Origin of the sequence: Skermanella aerolata KACC 11604 (assembly GCF_000936425.1) — a bacterium.
Lineage (GTDB): Bacteria > Pseudomonadota > Alphaproteobacteria > Azospirillales > Azospirillaceae > Skermanella > Skermanella aerolata.
The window spans coordinates 17,700-33,314 of the sequence record NZ_AVFK01000054.1 but is presented as its reverse complement, the minus strand read 5'-3'; the positions used below and the strand labels follow the sequence as shown (position 1 = coordinate 33,314).

Sequence of the window (15,615 nt, the reverse complement as noted above, 5' to 3'; positions counted from 1 at the left end):
CCGATTCCTCACGTCAACAGCCTTGCCTCAAAACTGATAGATGGCAAGGGGTCCGGTGGAAGAGAACATGACTCCGATATTAAAATACCTGCGTGCGGTCACGATATTCCAATCCAGCAACGCAAAAAGCGCCCGCCAGCTATTACTGCTGTGGGCGCCTTTGCCTCTGCCGACATGCGGCTTATGGGGTATTACTTTGCCCGCATCATGACGGAGCCATCTTTGCCCCTTGCGAACATGAAGCAAGACTGACGGCGTGCTGGATTTCTGTCAAGCGGGTGTATTGAGCTATGGCAAATTTTCTGAAGCCATCGACCTTTTGGATGGATTTACCCTTTCGGCGGGGAACAGTGCCTTACAGCTTCTCCGGCAGCTTGAACGCTTCCTTCCGCTCGCTGTAGCGATCGACTAGATAGTCGGAGCGATCGCGCAGGAGCCAGGTGAAGCGTACCAGTTCCTCCATGACGTCCACGACGCGGTCGTAGAGCGGGCCGGGGAGCATTCGGCCGGCGTCGTCGAACTGCTCGTAGGCCTTGGGAACGCTCGACTGGTTGGGGATGGTGAACATGCGCATCCAGCGGCCGAGCAGGCGCAGCGTGTTCACGGCGTTGAAGCTCTGCGATCCGCCAGAAACCTGCATCACGGCCAGGGTGCGACCCTGGGTCGGGCGGACCGAGCCTTCCGACAGGGGCAGCCAGTCGATCTGGTTCTTGAAGACGCCGGTCACCGCCCCGTGCATCTCGGGGCTGCACCAGACTTGGCCTTCCGACCAGATCGACAGGTCGCGCAGCTCGCGGACCTTGTGGTGGTCCGTCCCGACGCTGTTCGCCATGGGCAGGTCGCGGGGATCGAAGATGCGAGTCTCGGCTCCCATCGTCCGCAGCAAACGGGCCGCTTCCTCTACCAGCAGGCGGCTATAGGAGCGTTCGCGAAGCGAACCGTAGAGCAGCAGGATGCGCGGTTGATGGGTCATCCGCCCGGCCGGCTCCAGCTTGGACGGATCGGGTGGCGACAACAGTTCGTGTTTCAGCGCCGGGAGGGTATCAGGCGGAGTGGTAAGATCGTCCATAGCGGTTTTCCTAATGTGGTCCCTGCTCCCTCAGCCGCAGCAGGGTGCCGCAACGGCCGGGGCGCAGCAGGCCGAAGTCTTCGAAGTCGGCAGTTCTATGCTGTCGCCGTAGACAGTGCTGTCTCCGCTGGTCAGGAAGACTTCCCAGGCGATGCCCTGGGGATCGCTGATCCACGACTTTTCCGACTTGGCATAACAGCAGGTCGTCGGACCCTGTTCAAGTACAGGCCCCTCAGCCTGCTTCAGGCGACCATAGACCTCCCCCAGTTCGTCCGCGTCCGCTACCTGGATGCCGAGGTGATCCAGACCCGCGGCATGGCCGCGCGCCGAGATGGCGAAGTTGACGCGGGGATCCTCAAGAATCCACTTGGCATAATCGGGCTTCAGCACAGCCGGTTCGGTAGCGAACAGCGTCGAATAGAAGAGCGTGGACTGTTCGAGGTCATCGACGGCTACATGCACATGCAAGCGTTTCATCTGATTTTCCTTCGTTCAGCTGGCTGTTGGTCTAACTGTCTGGAAACATCGGCACACCGAGTGCGGGCAGGCACTGGCGAGCCGTAGCAGGTGGAACGTGAGCGAGGCCGGCAATAGCTTGGGATACATCCATGCCCGATCATTGCCATAGTTCGACGAAAATCAAAATATGCCGGCGGTACGATCGCCGTCAACGATATTTCACCAAATATCGAAATGTCGACCGTTGGCCGAGCTTCGCAGTTAGGACACGATCCCGGTGCTGGCTTGTTCATTAACCATTGAGTGGTTACGCCCACGCTGAAAGGACCGACGATGGATTATGTGAATCTCGGCAAGACCGGCTTGAAGGTGTCGCGCCTGTGCCTCGGCTGCATGACGTATGGAGAGCCCGACCGGGGGAACCATCCATGGACCCTGGGTGAGGAAGAGAGCCGGCCGTTCATCCAGCGCGCCGTGGAACTGGGCATTAATTTCTTCGACACCGCCAACGTCTATTCCGCCGGATCGAGTGAGGAGATCGTTGGGCGGGCGCTCCGCGATTTCGCCAAGCGGGACGAGGTGGTGATCGCCACCAAGGCGCACGGCCCGATGAGGAAGGACCCGAATGGCCGGGGCCTGTCGCGCAAGGCGATCATGACGGAGATCGACGCAAGCCTCCGTCGTTTGGGGACCGACTACGTCGATCTGTACCAAATCCATCGCTGGGACCACTCCACCCCGATCGAGGAAACACTGGAAGCGCTGTACGACGTGGTGAAAGCCGGCAAGGCTCGCTATGTCGGGGCTTCGTCGATGTACGCCTGGCAGTTCTCCAAGGCGCTTTACCTTGCCGACCGGTACGGCTGGACGCGGTTCGTCAGCATGCAGAACCACTACAACTTGCTCTACCGCGAGGAAGAGCGCGAGATGCTGCCGCTTTGCCAGGAAGCCGGCATCGGTGTGATTCCCTGGAGCCCGATGGCGCGCGGCAAGCTGACCCGCGACTGGCAGGCCAACGAGACCACCAAGCGCACCGAAACCGACGAGTTCGGCAAGATGCTCTACAGTGCGACGGAGGAAGCCGACCGTAGGGTCATCACCCGCGTCGGCGAAATCGCGGCGGAGCGCGGCATACCGCGTGCCCAAGTGGCGCTGGCTTGGCTGCTGCACAAGCCAGTCGTGACGGCGCCGATCATCGGCGCATCCAAGCCGCACCATATGGAGGACGCCATCGGCGCCCTGTCGGTCAAACTGTCGGCGGAGGAGATGACCCGGCTTGAGGAACCTTACGTGCCGCATCCGGTCGCCGGCTTCTCCTGACCACAGAACCAATCCAGTTCAGGCCGGCGGGTTCCCGCTCTCCGTCATCTTCTGACGGGCCTGCCGGTACTGCTCCTTGAAGGCCGCCTTCAGGGCCTGCTTGCTCATCTGGCCGTCCTGCTTGAAGTAAAGCTCCGTGGTGTAGCCGACGGCGTAGGTCACTGCCCCACACAGGACGGCGTCGGCTGCCATCGCCGGGATCGTACCGAAGCCGGTCAGCTTGAGCGCGTCGTTGACGAACTTGCCGCCGGCCAGCAGCAAGCCCGTGGACAGTCCCATGCCCTTGAGGATCTGGAACAGCAGGCCCTTGGCCTTCTGCTTGTCCCATAGATGGCCATAGGCGCGGCCGATGAAGACGATCATGGTCATGTTGATCATGACCAGTGCTACCCAGGAAACCGCTGGCCATGCTCCCCAGAAGGCGGCTTGCGCCGTCGCGTGGTTGATTATCGTCGCGGCGCGTTCTTCCGGCGTGCGGTTATCGTCGTCGGCTTCCTCGAAGCCCTTGTCGATTTCCTCCGGTTCAGGCTTTGGTGGCGGGGATTGGGGAGGCGCGGATTCGGCCATCATCCAGCCCCTTGAGGCTTGGCTGGATTGACCTTCCCCTTCTCTTCCAGGACCTCACCGACGGCTTCAGCCAAGGCTTCCAGAGTCATCCTGAGATCGTCCGGCGGCACGGTCTCCGCCTCGACGCCGGCGGCCTCCAGCATCCGGATCAGCTCGTCGCCGTCGAGATACTGGGTCAATACCGCCAGATGGTCGCTGTCCATCGCCAAAAGGGCAGAGTTGAGGGCATCGCCGCTCATGCCTAAATGGGTTTGAAGGGTTTCGACCAGTTGGTCGAAGTCGATCATGGCCGTTCTCCGTTTTGCGATGAGGAATGGCGTGGGGAACAAAAAGGTTCCGGGCGGGTTGATGACCCGGCCGAAGCGCAGAGAGGAAACCGCTGGACGTGACCACGGCCAGATCTTCCACGGAAGCTGCCGCTCCTGCGCCGGAGGCTCAGGACGAACTCCTCGTCGCGACCGCAGCCGGTGACAAAGCCGCTTTTTCGGGCCTGTTCCTTCATTTCGCCCCACGCGTCAAAGCTCTCCTGATCCGGGCCGGTTCACCGCCGGAGGTCGCCGACGAGATCGTTCAGGACGTCATGCTGACCGTCTGGCGCAAAGCCGGCGAGTACGACAGGAGCCGCGCCAGCGCCGCCGCCTGGATCTTCACGATAGCCCGCAATCGCCGGATCGACCTGCTGCGCCACGAACGGCGGCCGGAGATCGACCCCAACGATCCGGAACTGCGCCCTGCCGATCCGGAAGACGCGGAATCGGCGTTGCAACGGGCCGAAATAGGCGCGCGTCTGCGTGACGCAATCGGAACTCTTCCGCGTGAACAGGAAGAGGCACTGGCCGCGACATTTTTCAATGATAGATCATATGGCGACTACGCGGCACAAAGCGGTTTGCCGCTCGGAACGGTCAAGTCCCGACTAAGGCTCGCGATCGAGCGGTTGCGGGTCCAACTGAAGGAGGCGCATTGACACTGCCCAGGCATCATCCCCCCGAGACGCTGTTGCTGGAATACGCGACGGGCGTGCTCCGCGAGGCCCAGGCCCTCGCGGTGGCGACGCATCTGGCGTATTGCCCGGACTGCCGGCGGCAGGCAGCGCTTCTGGATGAACTGGGTGGCGTCCTGCTGGAGGCCCTGCCGCCGGAGCCGCTGCCGCCGCACGCGCTGGCAACGGCGGTCGCGCAGCTCGATGAAGCTGCGGCACGGTCACTGGTGCATGTCCCCGATCCGGGGAACACCAGGGAATGTCCCCTTGGAGGGCTGGTCGTTCCCGAACCGCTGAGAGGCTATTTGGCCCGGCTGCCGCATTCCTCCGCCTGGGTCGGCATATCGGACGGCGTCCTGGCCCTGCACATGGCGTTGGGCAGGGCGCCGGTCGTGGCGGAGATCCTGAAGATGGCGCCGGGATCGGCATTGCCAGTCCATCGTCACAGCGATCAGGAACTCATCCTGACGCTCCAGGGGGAGTTCTCGGAGGAGGCGGGGCCGCATTCCGCCCAGGGCGGGTGCTACGGTGTCGGCGACCTGGGCGAGTTCGAGGGCGGGTCGACCCACACCGTCGTGGCCGGAAAAGACGGCTGCGTCTGCTACAGGGTGCTGGCCGGGCCGGTGGAGCGCCTGGGCTCCGATTAGACAGCCCGTCATGCGCTGGGGGAGCCAAGCGACGGAGCCGATCTGCTTCATGATCGGGCCGTGGGATCCAGGGTGAACAGGTCCTGGGCGCGCCCGACGCCGCGAAGAGCGAACCGGCCGACCGAGACGAGGCCGGCTTTCTCCGGCTCCGGCGTCCGGGCGGCGAATTCCGCGGACATCACGACATCGCGGTCGACCGACCGGCACATGGAGGCGATCCGGCTGACCTCGTTGACCGCAGGCCCGACGACCGTAAAGTCCAGCCGGTCCTTGCTGCCGATATTGCCGTAGAATACTTCCCCGATATGCAGTCCCAGGTAGACAGACGTTACCGGGCTCTCCATCGCGGTGCGGCGTTCGTCGATGATCTTCAGGTGCCGCCGCAGGTTGGATTCCGCCTTCAGCGCGCACCGGCAGGCGTCGGACGGATCGTCCGCCTTGAAGATCGCCAGGACGCCGTCGCCGATCAGTTTCAGCACGTCGCCCCCGGCATCGTGGATCGCGGATATCACGGCTTCGGCGTAATCGTTCAGCAGGGGAATGATCTCACCGGGAGCGGCGTTATCGCTGATCCTGGTATAGCCGCGCAGGTCCGAGAACCACAGGACCGCGCTGATCTTGTCGGCGACTCCTCGGGAAATATGGCCGTTGAGCACCCGCTGTCCGGCATCCTTGCCCAGATAGACCTCGACCAGCGTTTCGGAGATCCGCTTGAGGGACGCGCATTTGAGTGCCAGCGCCAGAGACGGCAGCAGCCGGCGCAAGGCCGAAAGACCCGTTTCGGCGAATCCGGCGGGGTGCAGGGTGGTCCAGTAGGAATAGACGCAATCCATCTCGCCGATGATGCCGTCGCCGGCGAAGCGGTGGATGAAGGCGACGTAATCGGTCTGCCCTTCGTCTCTCAGCGTATCGAGATAGGAAAAGCGAGCCGGTTCGCCCGAAGCGAGCCGCACCCTGATCTCGTCACCGCCGGTGTCCAGAAGATGCTGGAACGGGCTGTTCCGCCACTTTTCCGCCGCCGGGCCTTCGCTGGTAGATTCGTACTCGACGATGAAGCTCTCTTCGACGCCGTCGTTCCGCCACCGGAAGGCGCGGCCTTCGTAGATCGGATGCAGGGTATCGATGATGGTGATGGCGCGGCACAGGTCGATGCCGGCGTCGCGGCACCGCTCGCAGAAGCCGTGCAGCAGCTCCGTTTCCGATCGTCCGGCCAGACCGGCGTCGACGACCCACGCGGCGATGCCGTCGATGACGTCGCCGCCTATGCTCTTTTCATGCATACTGGTCATGCATACTGGGCTTCGCCATTGCCGAACGACCAGTTCTCCTTCGGTACTTCTACGAGGCTGATGAAGACATCCTCTCGGCGAAGATCGAGGCGGCTGTTGAGCCCGTCGGCGATCGCCTTGTAGAAGGCGCGCTTCTGGTCGAGCGTGCGACCCTGGTTCAACGTGATCTGTATGATCACGCAATCGGCGGAACGCCGTATTCCCAGGTAGTTCGGATCGACGATGAAGTCTTGCGGGGGATGCTCGGTGATGACCTGGAAGCGGTCGTCCTTAGGAACGTTGATGGTTTCGATCATCGCGTCGTAGACGACTTCGCCGATGGTGCGGCGATACTCGGGCGACTTGCCGGCGGCGAGATCGATGCGGACGAACGGCATTGAGCAAGTCCTTTCGACTGAACCCACGTGCTTGCGTGGGACTGCTGAGCGAGCCAGTTAAGCAGTATAGCCTATGGTACCATCCACGGAGGGGTCGCGGAGGACATAGCCATTGTCCGGCACATTTCTCGATTTGACCGCAAGAGCCGGAGTGCCGGCGCCCCATCCATGTAGGAAACTCCTTTGACGATACCGGAGAAAGAAGGAGCGGATCATGACGACCGTCACAGGTGAGCGGATACGGTTGGAATTTCCTGCCGAGAGCGACCCGCGCTGGGCGGCCCTGGTGGCGCGGGACAAGTCGGCGGACGGGCAGTTCTGCTATTCGGTCGCGACAACGGGCGTCTATTGCCGGCCTTCCTGCCCTTCACGGCTGGCCAACCCCCGGAACGTGCGGTTTCACGCGACGCCGGCCGAAGCGGAAGCGGCGGGTTTCCGGCCGTGCCTGCGCTGCGAACCCAACGGCACTTCGCCGGCGGAGCGCAACGCAGGCAAGGTCGCGGCAGCTTGCCGCCTGATCGAAGCCGCGGAAGAGATGCCGGCGCTGGCCGAGCTGGCCGAAGCCGCCGGCTTGAGCTCGTTCCATTTCCACCGCGTCTTCAAGACCGTCACGGGACTGACGCCGAAAGCCTATGCCTCGGCGCACCGGACCAAGCGGGTGCAGGACGAACTGAAACGGAGTGCCACGGTGACCGAGGCCATCTATGACGCAGGGTTCAATTCCAACAGCCGCTTCTATGAGAAGTCCGCCGGCATGCTCGGCATGACGCCGACCGGTTACAGGGCCGGCGGCGCAGGAACCGAGATCCGCTTCGCGCTTGCCGAAAGTTCGCTCGGCTCCGTTCTGGTCGCCGCCACCGGCAAGGGTGTCTGCGCGATCCTGCTGGGCGACGATCCGGAGATCCTCCTGCGCGACATACAGGACCGCTTTCCGGAAGCGCGACTGATCGGCGGGGATGAGGGGTTCGAAAACACGGTCGCACGGGTCATTGGTTTCGTCGAAGCCCCTGCCCTGGGGCTGGACCTGCCGCTGGACGTGCGCGGCACCGTCTTCCAGCAACGGGTCTGGCAAGCGTTGAGGGAGATCCCAGTGGGATCGACGGCAAGTTATGCCGATATAGCGTCGCGGATCGGGTCGCCGAAGTCGGTCAGGGCGGTCGCCCGCGCCTGTGCCGCCAATGCGCTGGCGGTGGCGATTCCATGCCATCGCGTCGTCAGGAGCGACGGCGGGTTGTCGGGCTATCGCTGGGGCGTGGAGCGGAAACAGGCGCTGCTGACGCGGGAAGGAAGCGCTTGATGGCCACGACGGACATCATCGGCAGGAACTCCGTGGACTGGACCGCAATATCCGACGCCCTCGATGCCGAGGGCTGGGCGGTACTCCCCCGGCTGCTCGATCCCAGCCAATGCCGGGAGCTTGCCGGGCTCTACGATGCGGAAGACCGCTTCCGCAGCCATATCGTCATGGCCCGCCACGGCTTCGGGCGCGGGGAATACAAGTACTTTTCATATCCCCTGCCCGGCGTCGTCGCCGACCTGCGTTCCTCGCTTTACCCTCATCTGGCGCCGATCGCCAACCGATGGAACAAGACGATGGGGATCGACGTGCGCTTCCCCGACCAACACGCGGAATTTCTGCGGCGATGCCACCAGGCGGGACAGACGCGGCCGACCCCGCTGCTGCTCAAATATGGTCCCGGCGACTACAACTGCCTGCACCAGGACCTGTACGGCGACCATGTATTCCCGCTCCAGGTGGCGGTGCTGCTGAGCGAGCCGAGCGAGGATTTCACGGGCGGCGAGTTCGTCATGACCGAGCAGCGTCCCCGGATGCAGACACGGCCCATGGTCGTGCCGCTCCGCCGGGGCGACGCCGTCGTCTTCGCGGTGCTCAACCGCCCCGTCATGGGTACGCGCGGCAGCTACCGCGTCAATCTTCGTCACGGTGTCAGCAAGCTGTTGACCGGCAGGCGATATACTGCTGGTGTGATTTTTCACGACGCTACCTGAACCGGCGGTACCATTGCGGGTCCGACGCGCCGCCGGTCCCCGTGGTGGAGCTATTCAGGAAAGCTGATCTTCGTAGTGGCGATCTTCATCAATATCATTCTGCCCGTCTTCGGCCTGATCCTTGTCGGTTTCTTCGCTGGACGCACCTCCATCCTGCCGGCGCTGGCGGTCCGTGGGATGGCGAACGCGGCGACCTACCTGATGATCCCGGTTCTGCTATTCCGCTCGATGGTCGGCGACGGCAGCGTACCGAGCTGGGAACCGGGGATCGTCCTCTCGTATTTCAGCGGTTGCCTGATCATCCTGGTGGTCGCTCTGGTCCTGGGCCGGCTGCTGTTCAGCCTGAAACTGGACCAGCTCGGCGTGTTCGGGATGGCGTCGATGTATTCCAACGCGGCGCTGCTGGGCCTGCCTCTGATGCAGACGGCATTCGGCACCACCGGCCTGATCCTCCAGACCAAGATCATCGCCTTCCACTCGCTGATCCTGCTGCCCGTGACGACGATGGTGATAGCGCTGGGGCGCGGCCAATCGGGCGGGCCGATGAAGCTGATATGGCCGGCGGTGAGGGATACGGTTTCCAACCCGATCATCATCGGCATCGCAAGCGGTCTGGCCTGGAGCCTGACCGGGCTCGGCATCTGGGGACCGCTGGACAAGATGACCGCCATGCTCAGTGCGGCGGCCTCACCGACCGCGCTGATCGCCCTGGGAGCTGCACTGGCCCAGAGCACCATCCGCATCGGCCGCGAAGTGCTGGAGGCGATGACCGTGAGCGTCCTGAAACTGGCGCTTCATCCGATAATCGTTTGGTTCCTAACAGCCAAAGTCGCTGGGCTGTCGCCGGAAGCCGTGGTCGTGGCGACCGTCACGGCGGGGTTGCCCGCCGGGGCCAACGTCTACCTCCAAGCGCACCAGTTCGGGGTTTATGTGGAGGGCGCCGTGAACGCGGTGATGCTGACGACGCTGCTGTCGGTCGTCAGCATCACCCTGATCCTGACGCTGCTCCACCCCGGCTAACGGAGGCCGATGGCCGAAGCCCGTCCTCCGTTAGCGCAGCCCCAGGAACGACAGGATCGCGATGATGACCACGACGACGCCGATGATGTAGAAGATGCTGTTCATGACCGTTCCCCCTTGCGTGACATTTGCCTTAAAACACTGCCTGGAAAGCAATGTTCCTGCGGTGAGGCGAAATATACGGCAGCTACTTCATGGCACTTTCGGAGAAGCCTGAAAGAATCCGCGCCGTATACATCGTAAACGTGAATCGGTTCACTGCGTCAGCCGGTAAAAAAGACGATCCTGGTGCTTCACGGATACCGGAAACCCTGATGGGGAGAGGCATCATGAGCCAGACCGCCATGCTCGAGCACACGTCCATCGTCACTTATTTGCTCCTCCGGGAGCTTCACCGTACGCTGGCCCATCCGCACGACGCCGACGATGTGGTCCTGGGTATCATCATGGGTGCCGCCATGTTCTGCGACGAGACCATCGGACCGTTCCGGACCGCGCGGCTGATGCGCGAGGCTCCAGCCATCGTGCTGAAAGCCGACGCTCATGTGACCGACGAGGCGGCAGCCCTGGCTGCCCCCATTCTGCAGGCCTTCTGCCGGCATATGGAGGAAGTCTGCCAGACGCGCAGAATCCCGCTGCTGAACCCGGGCTGACCAGAGGAAGCAGCGGTCTGCCGGGTTCAGTAGCGGCCGGGCGTGCCACTGCCGCCGCCGGTCTGCTCTCCGCCACCCTCGGCGGTGCCGCCGCGCGAGGCGTCATAGGCCTTGATCTCGGCGTCGAGTTCCATGCGGCGCTTGCCATCGGACGAGTCGTCCGGGGCGTCGCGGAGACGCTGGAATTCCTGCATCGCCTTTTCGAATTCTTCGGTACTGCTGATCGGCATGGTCCACTCCAAATCCGGGTACGGATATGCTCAACAGATTTGGAGTGGGATGCGTTCGATGTTTTTTGTGCGGTGATTGGCAGGGCGCTTATTTACTTCAGGATCGCCTTGACCTTGTCGGCGACACCGGTGCCGATGGCCTTGTGGGCGGCGGCGGAGAGATGGATGCCGTCGACGCCGTCGGTCGCGGTCAGCTTGCCGACATCCAGGAACTCGGCGTTCGCCGCCTTGGCGATGGCCTCGTAATAGGCCGGCAAGGCCTTCGACTTTTCAAGGCCGCCCGCGAAGCGTTCGGCCCGCTCCGGCGGAGCGACGGTGCCGAGGGGCGGCGGGCAGAGGACGAGGACCTTGGGCGGAGCATAGGACGTCCCGACGCCGCCTTTGACCTGCGCCACGATATCGACCAGCTTGCCGACGCCGAGCGCGATCCGCAGGGGCGAGCGGTCGAACATCTTCTTCAGGTCATTGGTGCCGAGCATGATCACGACCAGGTCGAGCGGCAGGTGCGTCGCGATGGCGGCCGGGAGATAGGCCGAACCGTCGAGGCCGGCTCCCGAGATATGCGGCAGGGTGAGATCCGGAAGGTCGGTCGTCCGGGCGCTCAGCCCCTCGTCCACGACCTCGTAGCCGGAGCCGAGCGCCGCCCGCAGGACGCCAGGCCAGCGGACATCTTCCGGATAGCGGGTGGTCGTCCCGCTTTCGACCGGGATGTAGCCCCAGGTATTGCTGTCGCCGAAGATCATGATGCGCTTAGCCGACGCGTCGGCAGCCTGAGCGGCGGTTCCTGCGAACAACATCAACCCCGTTAGAGCGCCGATCAGGCATCGCTGCGTGATGGACATGAAGCGGCGGCGTGTGATGGACATGGTCCCCCCAGTTATTCTTGTCGATTGACTCCGCTGGATTGATACAAGGGTATATTGATTTTGGCTATACTCGGGATGCTGGGATTTGCATCTCCAGCAATTCGGAACTCAGGCATTTGCCGTGGGGATCGATGGTCAGCGACGTGGTGACGCCGCTGTGGAGCGCCTGACGGCAGACGAACTGGAGAGCGTCGACATTGGGCATCTCGTAGCGGGTCACGTCGCCCTGGACGTTGCGGAACAGGTGCGCCTTGACGGCTTCCGCAGTCAGTTCACGGCAGAGCAACGGGTAGTGGGCCGGATCGTAGGCGAACACCGACAGGGTCGAGGTATTGCCCTTGTCGCCGGCGCGGCAATGGGCGATGTCGTGCAGACGGATGCTCATGACGCGCTCCTCATGACCGTGAGCTGTGCTTCAATCTTCGTGCGGGACAGCAGGGCCGAGACGATGCCAACGGTCTCCTGGACGTATTTGCGGGCGCCGCCACCGCCGGCGGGGCCATTGGTCAGCAGGGCTTCGACTTCGCGGCCGATTTCTTCCGCCGTCTCCCGCGACTGGGCGCGGCCGACGATGCGGAGGCGGTATTCGCGGGTCGGCTCCTGCCCTTCCAGGAAGCCGTAGCGGAAGGAGTCGCCACCGAGGCATTCGACGCGGAGTTCGGGGAACTGCGAAGCCAGCCGGGCGTGGAGGGCTTCGCCGGCCAGCCGAGCACGGGTGAGCGCGTTGGCTCCGGCGTAGGAGATTTCGCCCTCCCCGACATAGCCGGCGTGATAGCCGACGCTGACCTTCAGCGTGTCGGGCCAAATCCTGCCGGTGCCGCCGGAGACTTCGACGCGGTCGGGACTGAGCGGTGCGATGCGGACGGACCGGAAATCGGCGATCACGTCGGGCGTGACGTAGCCGGTGGGGTCGGTGACTTCGTAAAGAAGCTGCTCCTTGACGGTAGCCGCCGTGATGAGGCCGCCGGTGCCGGCGACCTTGCTGAGCACGCAGTTGCCGTCGGCATCGACGTCGGCGAAGGGGAAACCGAGGTCGGCGAGGCCGGGAACGTCTTTGCGTCCAGGGTCGGCGAAGTAGCCGCCTGTAATCTGGCCGGCGCATTCCAGCAGATGACCCACCACCGTACCCTGGCCGATACGGTCGGCATCGCCGAGGTCCCAGCCGAAGTGATGGGCCAGGGGAGCCACGACCAGCGACGGATCGGCGACGCGGCCGGTAATCACCACATCGGCGCCGGATTGCAGCGCCGGTAGGATCGCGTCGGCGCCGAGATAGGCGTTGGCCGACAGGATACGGCCATAGCTGGACAATGGCCTGCCGTCCTCCATCGAGGGCGCTTCCGGGTCAAGGACGCTCAGCACGTCGTCGCCGGTCACCACCGCGACAGTGATGTCTATGCCGAGTTCACCGGCGAGCCGCGCAATCTTCCGCCCTGCCGCCAGCGGGTTGGCCGATCCCATATTGGTGACGATACGGGTGCCCTTCTCCTTCAGGAGCGGCAGCAGCGGGCGCATGCGCCGCTCCAACAGCGGATCGTAGCCGCTTGCCGGATCATGCAGCCGGCGCTTCTGGCCCAGGCCGATCGTCCGCTCCGCCAGGCATTCGAGCACGAGGTAGTCGAGGGCACCATCTTCGAGAAGGCGGACCGCGGGTTCCAGGCGATCTCCGCCGAACCCTGCTCCGCAGCCGATACGTACCATGTCATGTCTCCTAAAGCTGATATCAGCCGGCAAGGGCGCCGGTGGCATAGGCGACGGCGGTCATGACCAGTGTGGTGCCGAAGGCCCAGGGGAAGATGAAGCGCTGATGATCGCCAAGGTTGACGCCGCTGAGGCCGATCAGGATGAAGGTCGACGCGGTCAGCGGGCTGAGCGGGAAACCGGTGGTCATCTGGCCCAGGATAGCGGCCCGCCCGATCACGGTCGGGTCGAGGCCGAGCGTCCCCGCCGCCTGCGCCAGGACCGGCATCACGCCGAAGTAATAGGCGTCGGGCGTGAAGACGAGGCTGAGCGGCATGCTGGTCACGGCGACGATCAGCGGCAGCCATCCGGCCATGCTCTCCGGGATCACCGACACTGCCGCCGACGCCATGGCCTCGATCATCTTTGTGCCGGTCAGGACGCCGGTGAAGATGCCAGCGGCGAAGATCATGGTGGACACCGTGACGACGCTTGCGGCGTGGGACACCAGATGCGCTTGCTGGTCTTCCCAACGCGGATAGTTGGCGACTAGCGCGATGGCGAAGGCGACGATGAACAGGATCGGCAGCGGCATCAGCGCCATCAGCAGGCAGATCACCAGCGCCACCGTCAGGGTGGTGTTGAACCAGAACAGCCAAGGCTTCTCCAGCGCGATCTTGCCCGCGCCGTCCCGCTGGGGCACGGCGTCCTCGTCGCGGCCCAGGTCGGTCCGGACGGCGGCGGCGCCGACGCTTTCGGCTCCGGCCAGGGACACGGCAGGCGAGGCGATGGCGAGACGCCGCTTCTCGCGTCGGCCCAGCATGAAGGCGACGAACAGGACCCACAGGATGCCGGCGGCCATGGCGGGCACCACCGGGTTGAAGATCACGGTCGAGTCAGCCTTCAGCGCCGCCATGGCGCGGACGGTCGGGCCGCCCCAGGGGATGATGTTCATCACGCCTGCCCCCAGCGCCACGATGCCCGACAGCACCAGCCGGTCCATGCCGAGACGCTGGTAGAGCGGCAGCATGGCCGAGACCGTGATCAGGAACGTGGTGGCGCCGTCGCCGTCCAGGGCGACCGCCATGGTCAGCACGGCGGTTGCGAGCGCCACCTTTACGGGATCGCCTTTGACCAGCCGGATCAGCCGGTTGATCATCGGATCGAACAGCCCAACATCGAGCATCAGCCCGAAATACAGGACGGCGAAGATGATCATGACGCCGACCGGGGCAACCTTGGCGATGCCGTCGAGCATCATCTTGCCCAGATCGGGACCGGCGCCGGCCAGAAGACCGAAGAAGACGGGGATGAGAACCAGCGCTACCAGAACGGACACGCGCTTGGTCATGATCGCCGTCAGAAAGACGGCGATGGTCGCAAATCCAAGGGCTGCTAACATTTCCTCTCCTTTGTTGGTTCTTGTCGGCGCCTCTTCAGGGGCGGCTTTTGCGATGTTCGCGATTTATTGGCTCTTCGTATGAAGCAATTTTCCCGATAGAAGAATTGAATTGTTTTAATTTCAGTAATAAAATTCCTTTATGAATATGCATCTCCGGCAGGTCAGGTCCTTCGTCGTCGTAGCACGCTTCAGCAGCTTTACGCGGGCTGCCGACCTGCTCAACCTGACCCAGCCGGCGCTGACGGTGCAGATCCGGCAGCTGGAACAGTCGCTTGGCGTGAAGCTGTTCGACCGCAATACCCGCGCGGTCGAATTGACGCGGATCGGCCGCGAAATGCTGCCGGTGCTGGAACGTCTGCTGGGGGAATTCGACGCCGTCGTCGCCAATGCGCGCGAGATGGCGAACCTCCGCTACGGCACCGTGCGGATAGCCGCCCTGCCCTCCGTCGCCGCGACCGTGCTGCCGCCGCTGATCGCGCGCTTCAAGGAGCGGCATCCGCAGATCAGGGTCGTGCTGAGGGATTCCGTGGGCGAACGGATCAACGCGGCGGTTCGTGACGAAGCCGTGGATTTCGGCATCGGCAGCGATATCGAGCCGGATGCCGAGCTTGAGACCGTACCGCTTTTCGAGGACGTGATGCGGGCCGTCGTCCCTGCCGCGCATCCGCTTGCCGACGCCGTCGAGATCAGGCTGGACAGGCTGATCGAGGAACCGCTGATCCTGATGGACAAGGGCAGCAGCGTCCGCAGTCTGATCGACAGGGCCTTCGCCGATGGCGGGCATCTGGTCGTGCCGGCCTATGAGGTGACCTATATGAGCACGGCCGTCGGTCTTGTGCGGGCGGGTCTGGGCATCGCGATCTTGCCTTCCACCGCGATAGAACTGAGGATGGAAGCGGAGCTTCCGTCACTGGCGATCGGGAACCCCGTCCTCCGCCGGCCGATCACGCTGGTCCTCAAGGCCGGGCGGTCGCTTCCGCCAGCGGCGGAAGCGTTGCGCGATATGCTGACCTCTTGGGAGGCGTAATCGTCGGAAGCGTCTCG

Annotated in this window: 21 protein-coding genes; 9 read left to right on the top strand and 12 right to left on the bottom strand. The window is 63.7% G+C overall.

Annotation, left to right across the window (positions count from 1 at the left end):
- Window positions 1–252, top strand: a 252-nt coding sequence (locus N826_RS44995) for a hypothetical protein (RefSeq protein ID WP_211099456.1), incomplete at its 5' end; no start/stop codon positions are given.
- 103 nt (window positions 253–355) lie between these two features.
- On the opposite strand, the gene arsH is transcribed toward N826_RS44995, so the two are convergent.
- Together arsH and N826_RS34130 are read right to left on the bottom strand one after the other, a co-directional pair.
- Window positions 356–1,069, bottom strand: a complete 714-nt coding sequence (arsH, locus tag N826_RS34135; protein ID WP_044436470.1) for an arsenical resistance protein ArsH — start codon at window positions 1,067–1,069, stop codon at window positions 356–358.
- 30 nt (window positions 1,070–1,099) lie between these two features.
- A complete protein-coding gene (locus tag N826_RS34130) occupies window positions 1,100–1,546 on the bottom strand; it encodes an ArsI/CadI family heavy metal resistance metalloenzyme (protein WP_044436468.1) in 447 nt (148 codons plus the stop codon).
- Window positions 1,547–1,861: 315 nt separating this feature from the next.
- On the opposite strand from N826_RS34130, the gene N826_RS34125 reads away from it, so the two are divergent.
- Window positions 1,862–2,848 (top strand): aldo/keto reductase, encoded by a 987-nt coding sequence (locus N826_RS34125; protein ID WP_044436466.1) that lies wholly within the window; start codon window positions 1,862–1,864, stop codon window positions 2,846–2,848.
- 18 nt (window positions 2,849–2,866) lie between these two features.
- Here N826_RS34125 and N826_RS34120 read toward each other — a convergent pair whose 3' ends face one another.
- Both N826_RS34120 and N826_RS34115 read right to left on the bottom strand, forming a co-directional pair.
- On the bottom strand, window positions 2,867–3,418 hold the full coding sequence (locus tag N826_RS34120) for a DUF697 domain-containing protein (RefSeq protein ID WP_044436464.1): 552 nt from the start codon (window positions 3,416–3,418) through the stop codon (window positions 2,867–2,869).
- Complete coding sequence (locus N826_RS34115; protein WP_044436463.1) at window positions 3,415–3,702, bottom strand: hypothetical protein; 288 nt, start codon at window positions 3,700–3,702, stop codon at window positions 3,415–3,417. Before N826_RS34115 ends, N826_RS34120 begins: the two co-directional genes overlap by 4 nt.
- Window positions 3,703–3,800: 98 nt before the next feature.
- Between N826_RS34115 and N826_RS34110 the strand changes: the two genes are divergently transcribed.
- Together N826_RS34110 and N826_RS34105 are read left to right on the top strand one after the other, a co-directional pair.
- The gene (locus N826_RS34110; RefSeq protein ID WP_044436461.1) at window positions 3,801–4,382 is read left to right on the top strand and encodes a sigma-70 family RNA polymerase sigma factor; all 582 of its coding nucleotides are present in this window, start codon (window positions 3,801–3,803) and stop codon (window positions 4,380–4,382) included.
- Window positions 4,379–5,044: a cupin domain-containing protein gene (locus N826_RS34105; RefSeq protein WP_052832570.1), complete on the top strand. Its 666-nt coding sequence runs from the start codon at window positions 4,379–4,381 to the stop codon at window positions 5,042–5,044. Before N826_RS34110 ends, N826_RS34105 begins: the two co-directional genes overlap by 4 nt.
- Before the next feature lie 47 nt (window positions 5,045–5,091).
- Here N826_RS34105 and N826_RS34100 read toward each other — a convergent pair whose 3' ends face one another.
- Window positions 5,092–6,333: an adenylate/guanylate cyclase domain-containing protein gene (locus N826_RS34100; RefSeq protein ID WP_244619739.1), complete on the bottom strand. Its 1,242-nt coding sequence runs from the start codon at window positions 6,331–6,333 to the stop codon at window positions 5,092–5,094.
- A complete protein-coding gene (locus N826_RS34095) occupies window positions 6,330–6,710 on the bottom strand; it encodes a tautomerase family protein (RefSeq protein ID WP_044436460.1) in 381 nt (126 codons plus the stop codon). The genes N826_RS34100 and N826_RS34095 overlap by 4 nt, the downstream gene beginning before the upstream one ends.
- Window positions 6,711–6,924: 214 nt before the next feature.
- Between N826_RS34095 and ada the strand changes: the two genes are divergently transcribed.
- The 3 genes from ada to N826_RS34080 all read left to right on the top strand — a co-directional run bounded on the left by ada (window position 6,925) and on the right by N826_RS34080 (window position 9,740).
- On the top strand, window positions 6,925–8,007 hold the full coding sequence (gene ada, locus N826_RS34090; protein ID WP_044436458.1) for a bifunctional DNA-binding transcriptional regulator/O6-methylguanine-DNA methyltransferase Ada: 1,083 nt from the start codon (window positions 6,925–6,927) through the stop codon (window positions 8,005–8,007).
- Complete coding sequence (locus N826_RS34085; RefSeq protein ID WP_044436456.1) at window positions 8,007–8,720, top strand: 2OG-Fe(II) oxygenase; 714 nt, start codon at window positions 8,007–8,009, stop codon at window positions 8,718–8,720. The genes ada and N826_RS34085 overlap by 1 nt, the downstream gene beginning before the upstream one ends.
- Window positions 8,721–8,795: 75 nt before the next feature.
- Window positions 8,796–9,740 carry an AEC family transporter gene (locus N826_RS34080; RefSeq protein ID WP_044436454.1) on the top strand — a complete coding sequence of 315 codons (945 nt, stop codon included), beginning with the start codon at window positions 8,796–8,798 and terminating at the stop codon, window positions 9,738–9,740.
- A gap of 30 nt (window positions 9,741–9,770) precedes the next feature.
- Here the strand turns inward: N826_RS34080 and N826_RS45830 are convergent, their stop codons facing one another.
- Window positions 9,771–9,896: a hypothetical protein gene (locus N826_RS45830; RefSeq protein WP_280178501.1), complete on the bottom strand. Its 126-nt coding sequence runs from the start codon at window positions 9,894–9,896 to the stop codon at window positions 9,771–9,773.
- 173 nt (window positions 9,897–10,069) lie between these two features.
- On the opposite strand from N826_RS45830, the gene N826_RS34075 reads away from it, so the two are divergent.
- Window positions 10,070–10,393 carry a hypothetical protein gene (locus tag N826_RS34075; RefSeq protein WP_044436452.1) on the top strand — a complete coding sequence of 108 codons (324 nt, stop codon included), beginning with the start codon at window positions 10,070–10,072 and terminating at the stop codon, window positions 10,391–10,393.
- 26 nt (window positions 10,394–10,419) lie between these two features.
- Here the strand turns inward: N826_RS34075 and N826_RS34070 are convergent, their stop codons facing one another.
- From N826_RS34070 to N826_RS34050, 5 genes are all read right to left on the bottom strand, one after another.
- On the bottom strand, window positions 10,420–10,623 hold the full coding sequence (locus N826_RS34070; protein WP_044436451.1) for a hypothetical protein: 204 nt from the start codon (window positions 10,621–10,623) through the stop codon (window positions 10,420–10,422).
- Window positions 10,624–10,715: 92 nt separating this feature from the next.
- Window positions 10,716–11,489 carry an SGNH/GDSL hydrolase family protein gene (locus tag N826_RS34065; protein ID WP_244619740.1) on the bottom strand — a complete coding sequence of 258 codons (774 nt, stop codon included), beginning with the start codon at window positions 11,487–11,489 and terminating at the stop codon, window positions 10,716–10,718.
- A gap of 64 nt (window positions 11,490–11,553) precedes the next feature.
- Window positions 11,554–11,874: an AtuA-related protein gene (locus N826_RS34060; RefSeq protein WP_044436449.1), complete on the bottom strand. Its 321-nt coding sequence runs from the start codon at window positions 11,872–11,874 to the stop codon at window positions 11,554–11,556.
- On the bottom strand, window positions 11,871–13,190 hold the full coding sequence (locus N826_RS34055) for an acyclic terpene utilization AtuA family protein (RefSeq protein ID WP_044436447.1): 1,320 nt from the start codon (window positions 13,188–13,190) through the stop codon (window positions 11,871–11,873). The genes N826_RS34060 and N826_RS34055 overlap by 4 nt, the downstream gene beginning before the upstream one ends.
- A gap of 22 nt (window positions 13,191–13,212) precedes the next feature.
- Window positions 13,213–14,571 (bottom strand): CitMHS family transporter, encoded by a 1,359-nt coding sequence (locus N826_RS34050; protein WP_044436446.1) that lies wholly within the window; start codon window positions 14,569–14,571, stop codon window positions 13,213–13,215.
- Window positions 14,572–14,710: 139 nt separating this feature from the next.
- Here N826_RS34050 and N826_RS34045 point away from each other — a divergent pair, with 139 nt between their 5' ends.
- On the top strand, window positions 14,711–15,598 hold the full coding sequence (locus tag N826_RS34045; RefSeq protein ID WP_044436444.1) for a LysR family transcriptional regulator: 888 nt from the start codon (window positions 14,711–14,713) through the stop codon (window positions 15,596–15,598).
- Window positions 15,599–15,615: the final 17 nt, after the last annotated feature.

Excerpts from the sequence above, each read along its gene's own strand:
- arsH (WP_044436470.1), bottom strand. The coding sequence starts at position 1,069 with ATGGACGATCTTACCACTCCGCCTGATACCCTCCCGGCGCTGAAACAC.
- N826_RS34130 (WP_044436468.1), bottom strand. The coding sequence starts at position 1,546 with ATGAAACGCTTGCATGTGCATGTAGCCGTCGATGACCTCGAACAGTCC.
- N826_RS34125 (WP_044436466.1), top strand. The coding sequence starts at position 1,862 with ATGGATTATGTGAATCTCGGCAAGACCGGCTTGAAGGTGTCGCGCCTG.
- N826_RS34120 (WP_044436464.1), bottom strand. The coding sequence starts at position 3,418 with ATGATGGCCGAATCCGCGCCTCCCCAATCCCCGCCACCAAAGCCTGAA.
- N826_RS34115 (WP_044436463.1), bottom strand. The coding sequence starts at position 3,702 with ATGATCGACTTCGACCAACTGGTCGAAACCCTTCAAACCCATTTAGGC.
- N826_RS34100 (WP_244619739.1), bottom strand. The coding sequence starts at position 6,333 with ATGACCAGTATGCATGAAAAGAGCATAGGCGGCGACGTCATCGACGGC.
- N826_RS34095 (WP_044436460.1), bottom strand. The coding sequence starts at position 6,710 with ATGCCGTTCGTCCGCATCGATCTCGCCGCCGGCAAGTCGCCCGAGTAT.
- ada (WP_044436458.1), top strand. The coding sequence starts at position 6,925 with ATGACGACCGTCACAGGTGAGCGGATACGGTTGGAATTTCCTGCCGAG.
- N826_RS34085 (WP_044436456.1), top strand. The coding sequence starts at position 8,007 with ATGGCCACGACGGACATCATCGGCAGGAACTCCGTGGACTGGACCGCA.
- N826_RS34075 (WP_044436452.1), top strand. The coding sequence starts at position 10,070 with ATGAGCCAGACCGCCATGCTCGAGCACACGTCCATCGTCACTTATTTG.
- N826_RS34070 (WP_044436451.1), bottom strand. The coding sequence starts at position 10,623 with ATGCCGATCAGCAGTACCGAAGAATTCGAAAAGGCGATGCAGGAATTC.
- N826_RS34065 (WP_244619740.1), bottom strand. The coding sequence starts at position 11,489 with ATGTCCATCACACGCCGCCGCTTCATGTCCATCACGCAGCGATGCCTG.
- N826_RS34060 (WP_044436449.1), bottom strand. The coding sequence starts at position 11,874 with ATGAGCATCCGTCTGCACGACATCGCCCATTGCCGCGCCGGCGACAAG.
- N826_RS34055 (WP_044436447.1), bottom strand. The coding sequence starts at position 13,190 with ATGGTACGTATCGGCTGCGGAGCAGGGTTCGGCGGAGATCGCCTGGAA.
- N826_RS34050 (WP_044436446.1), bottom strand. The coding sequence starts at position 14,571 with ATGTTAGCAGCCCTTGGATTTGCGACCATCGCCGTCTTTCTGACGGCG.
- N826_RS34045 (WP_044436444.1), top strand. The coding sequence starts at position 14,711 with ATGAATATGCATCTCCGGCAGGTCAGGTCCTTCGTCGTCGTAGCACGC.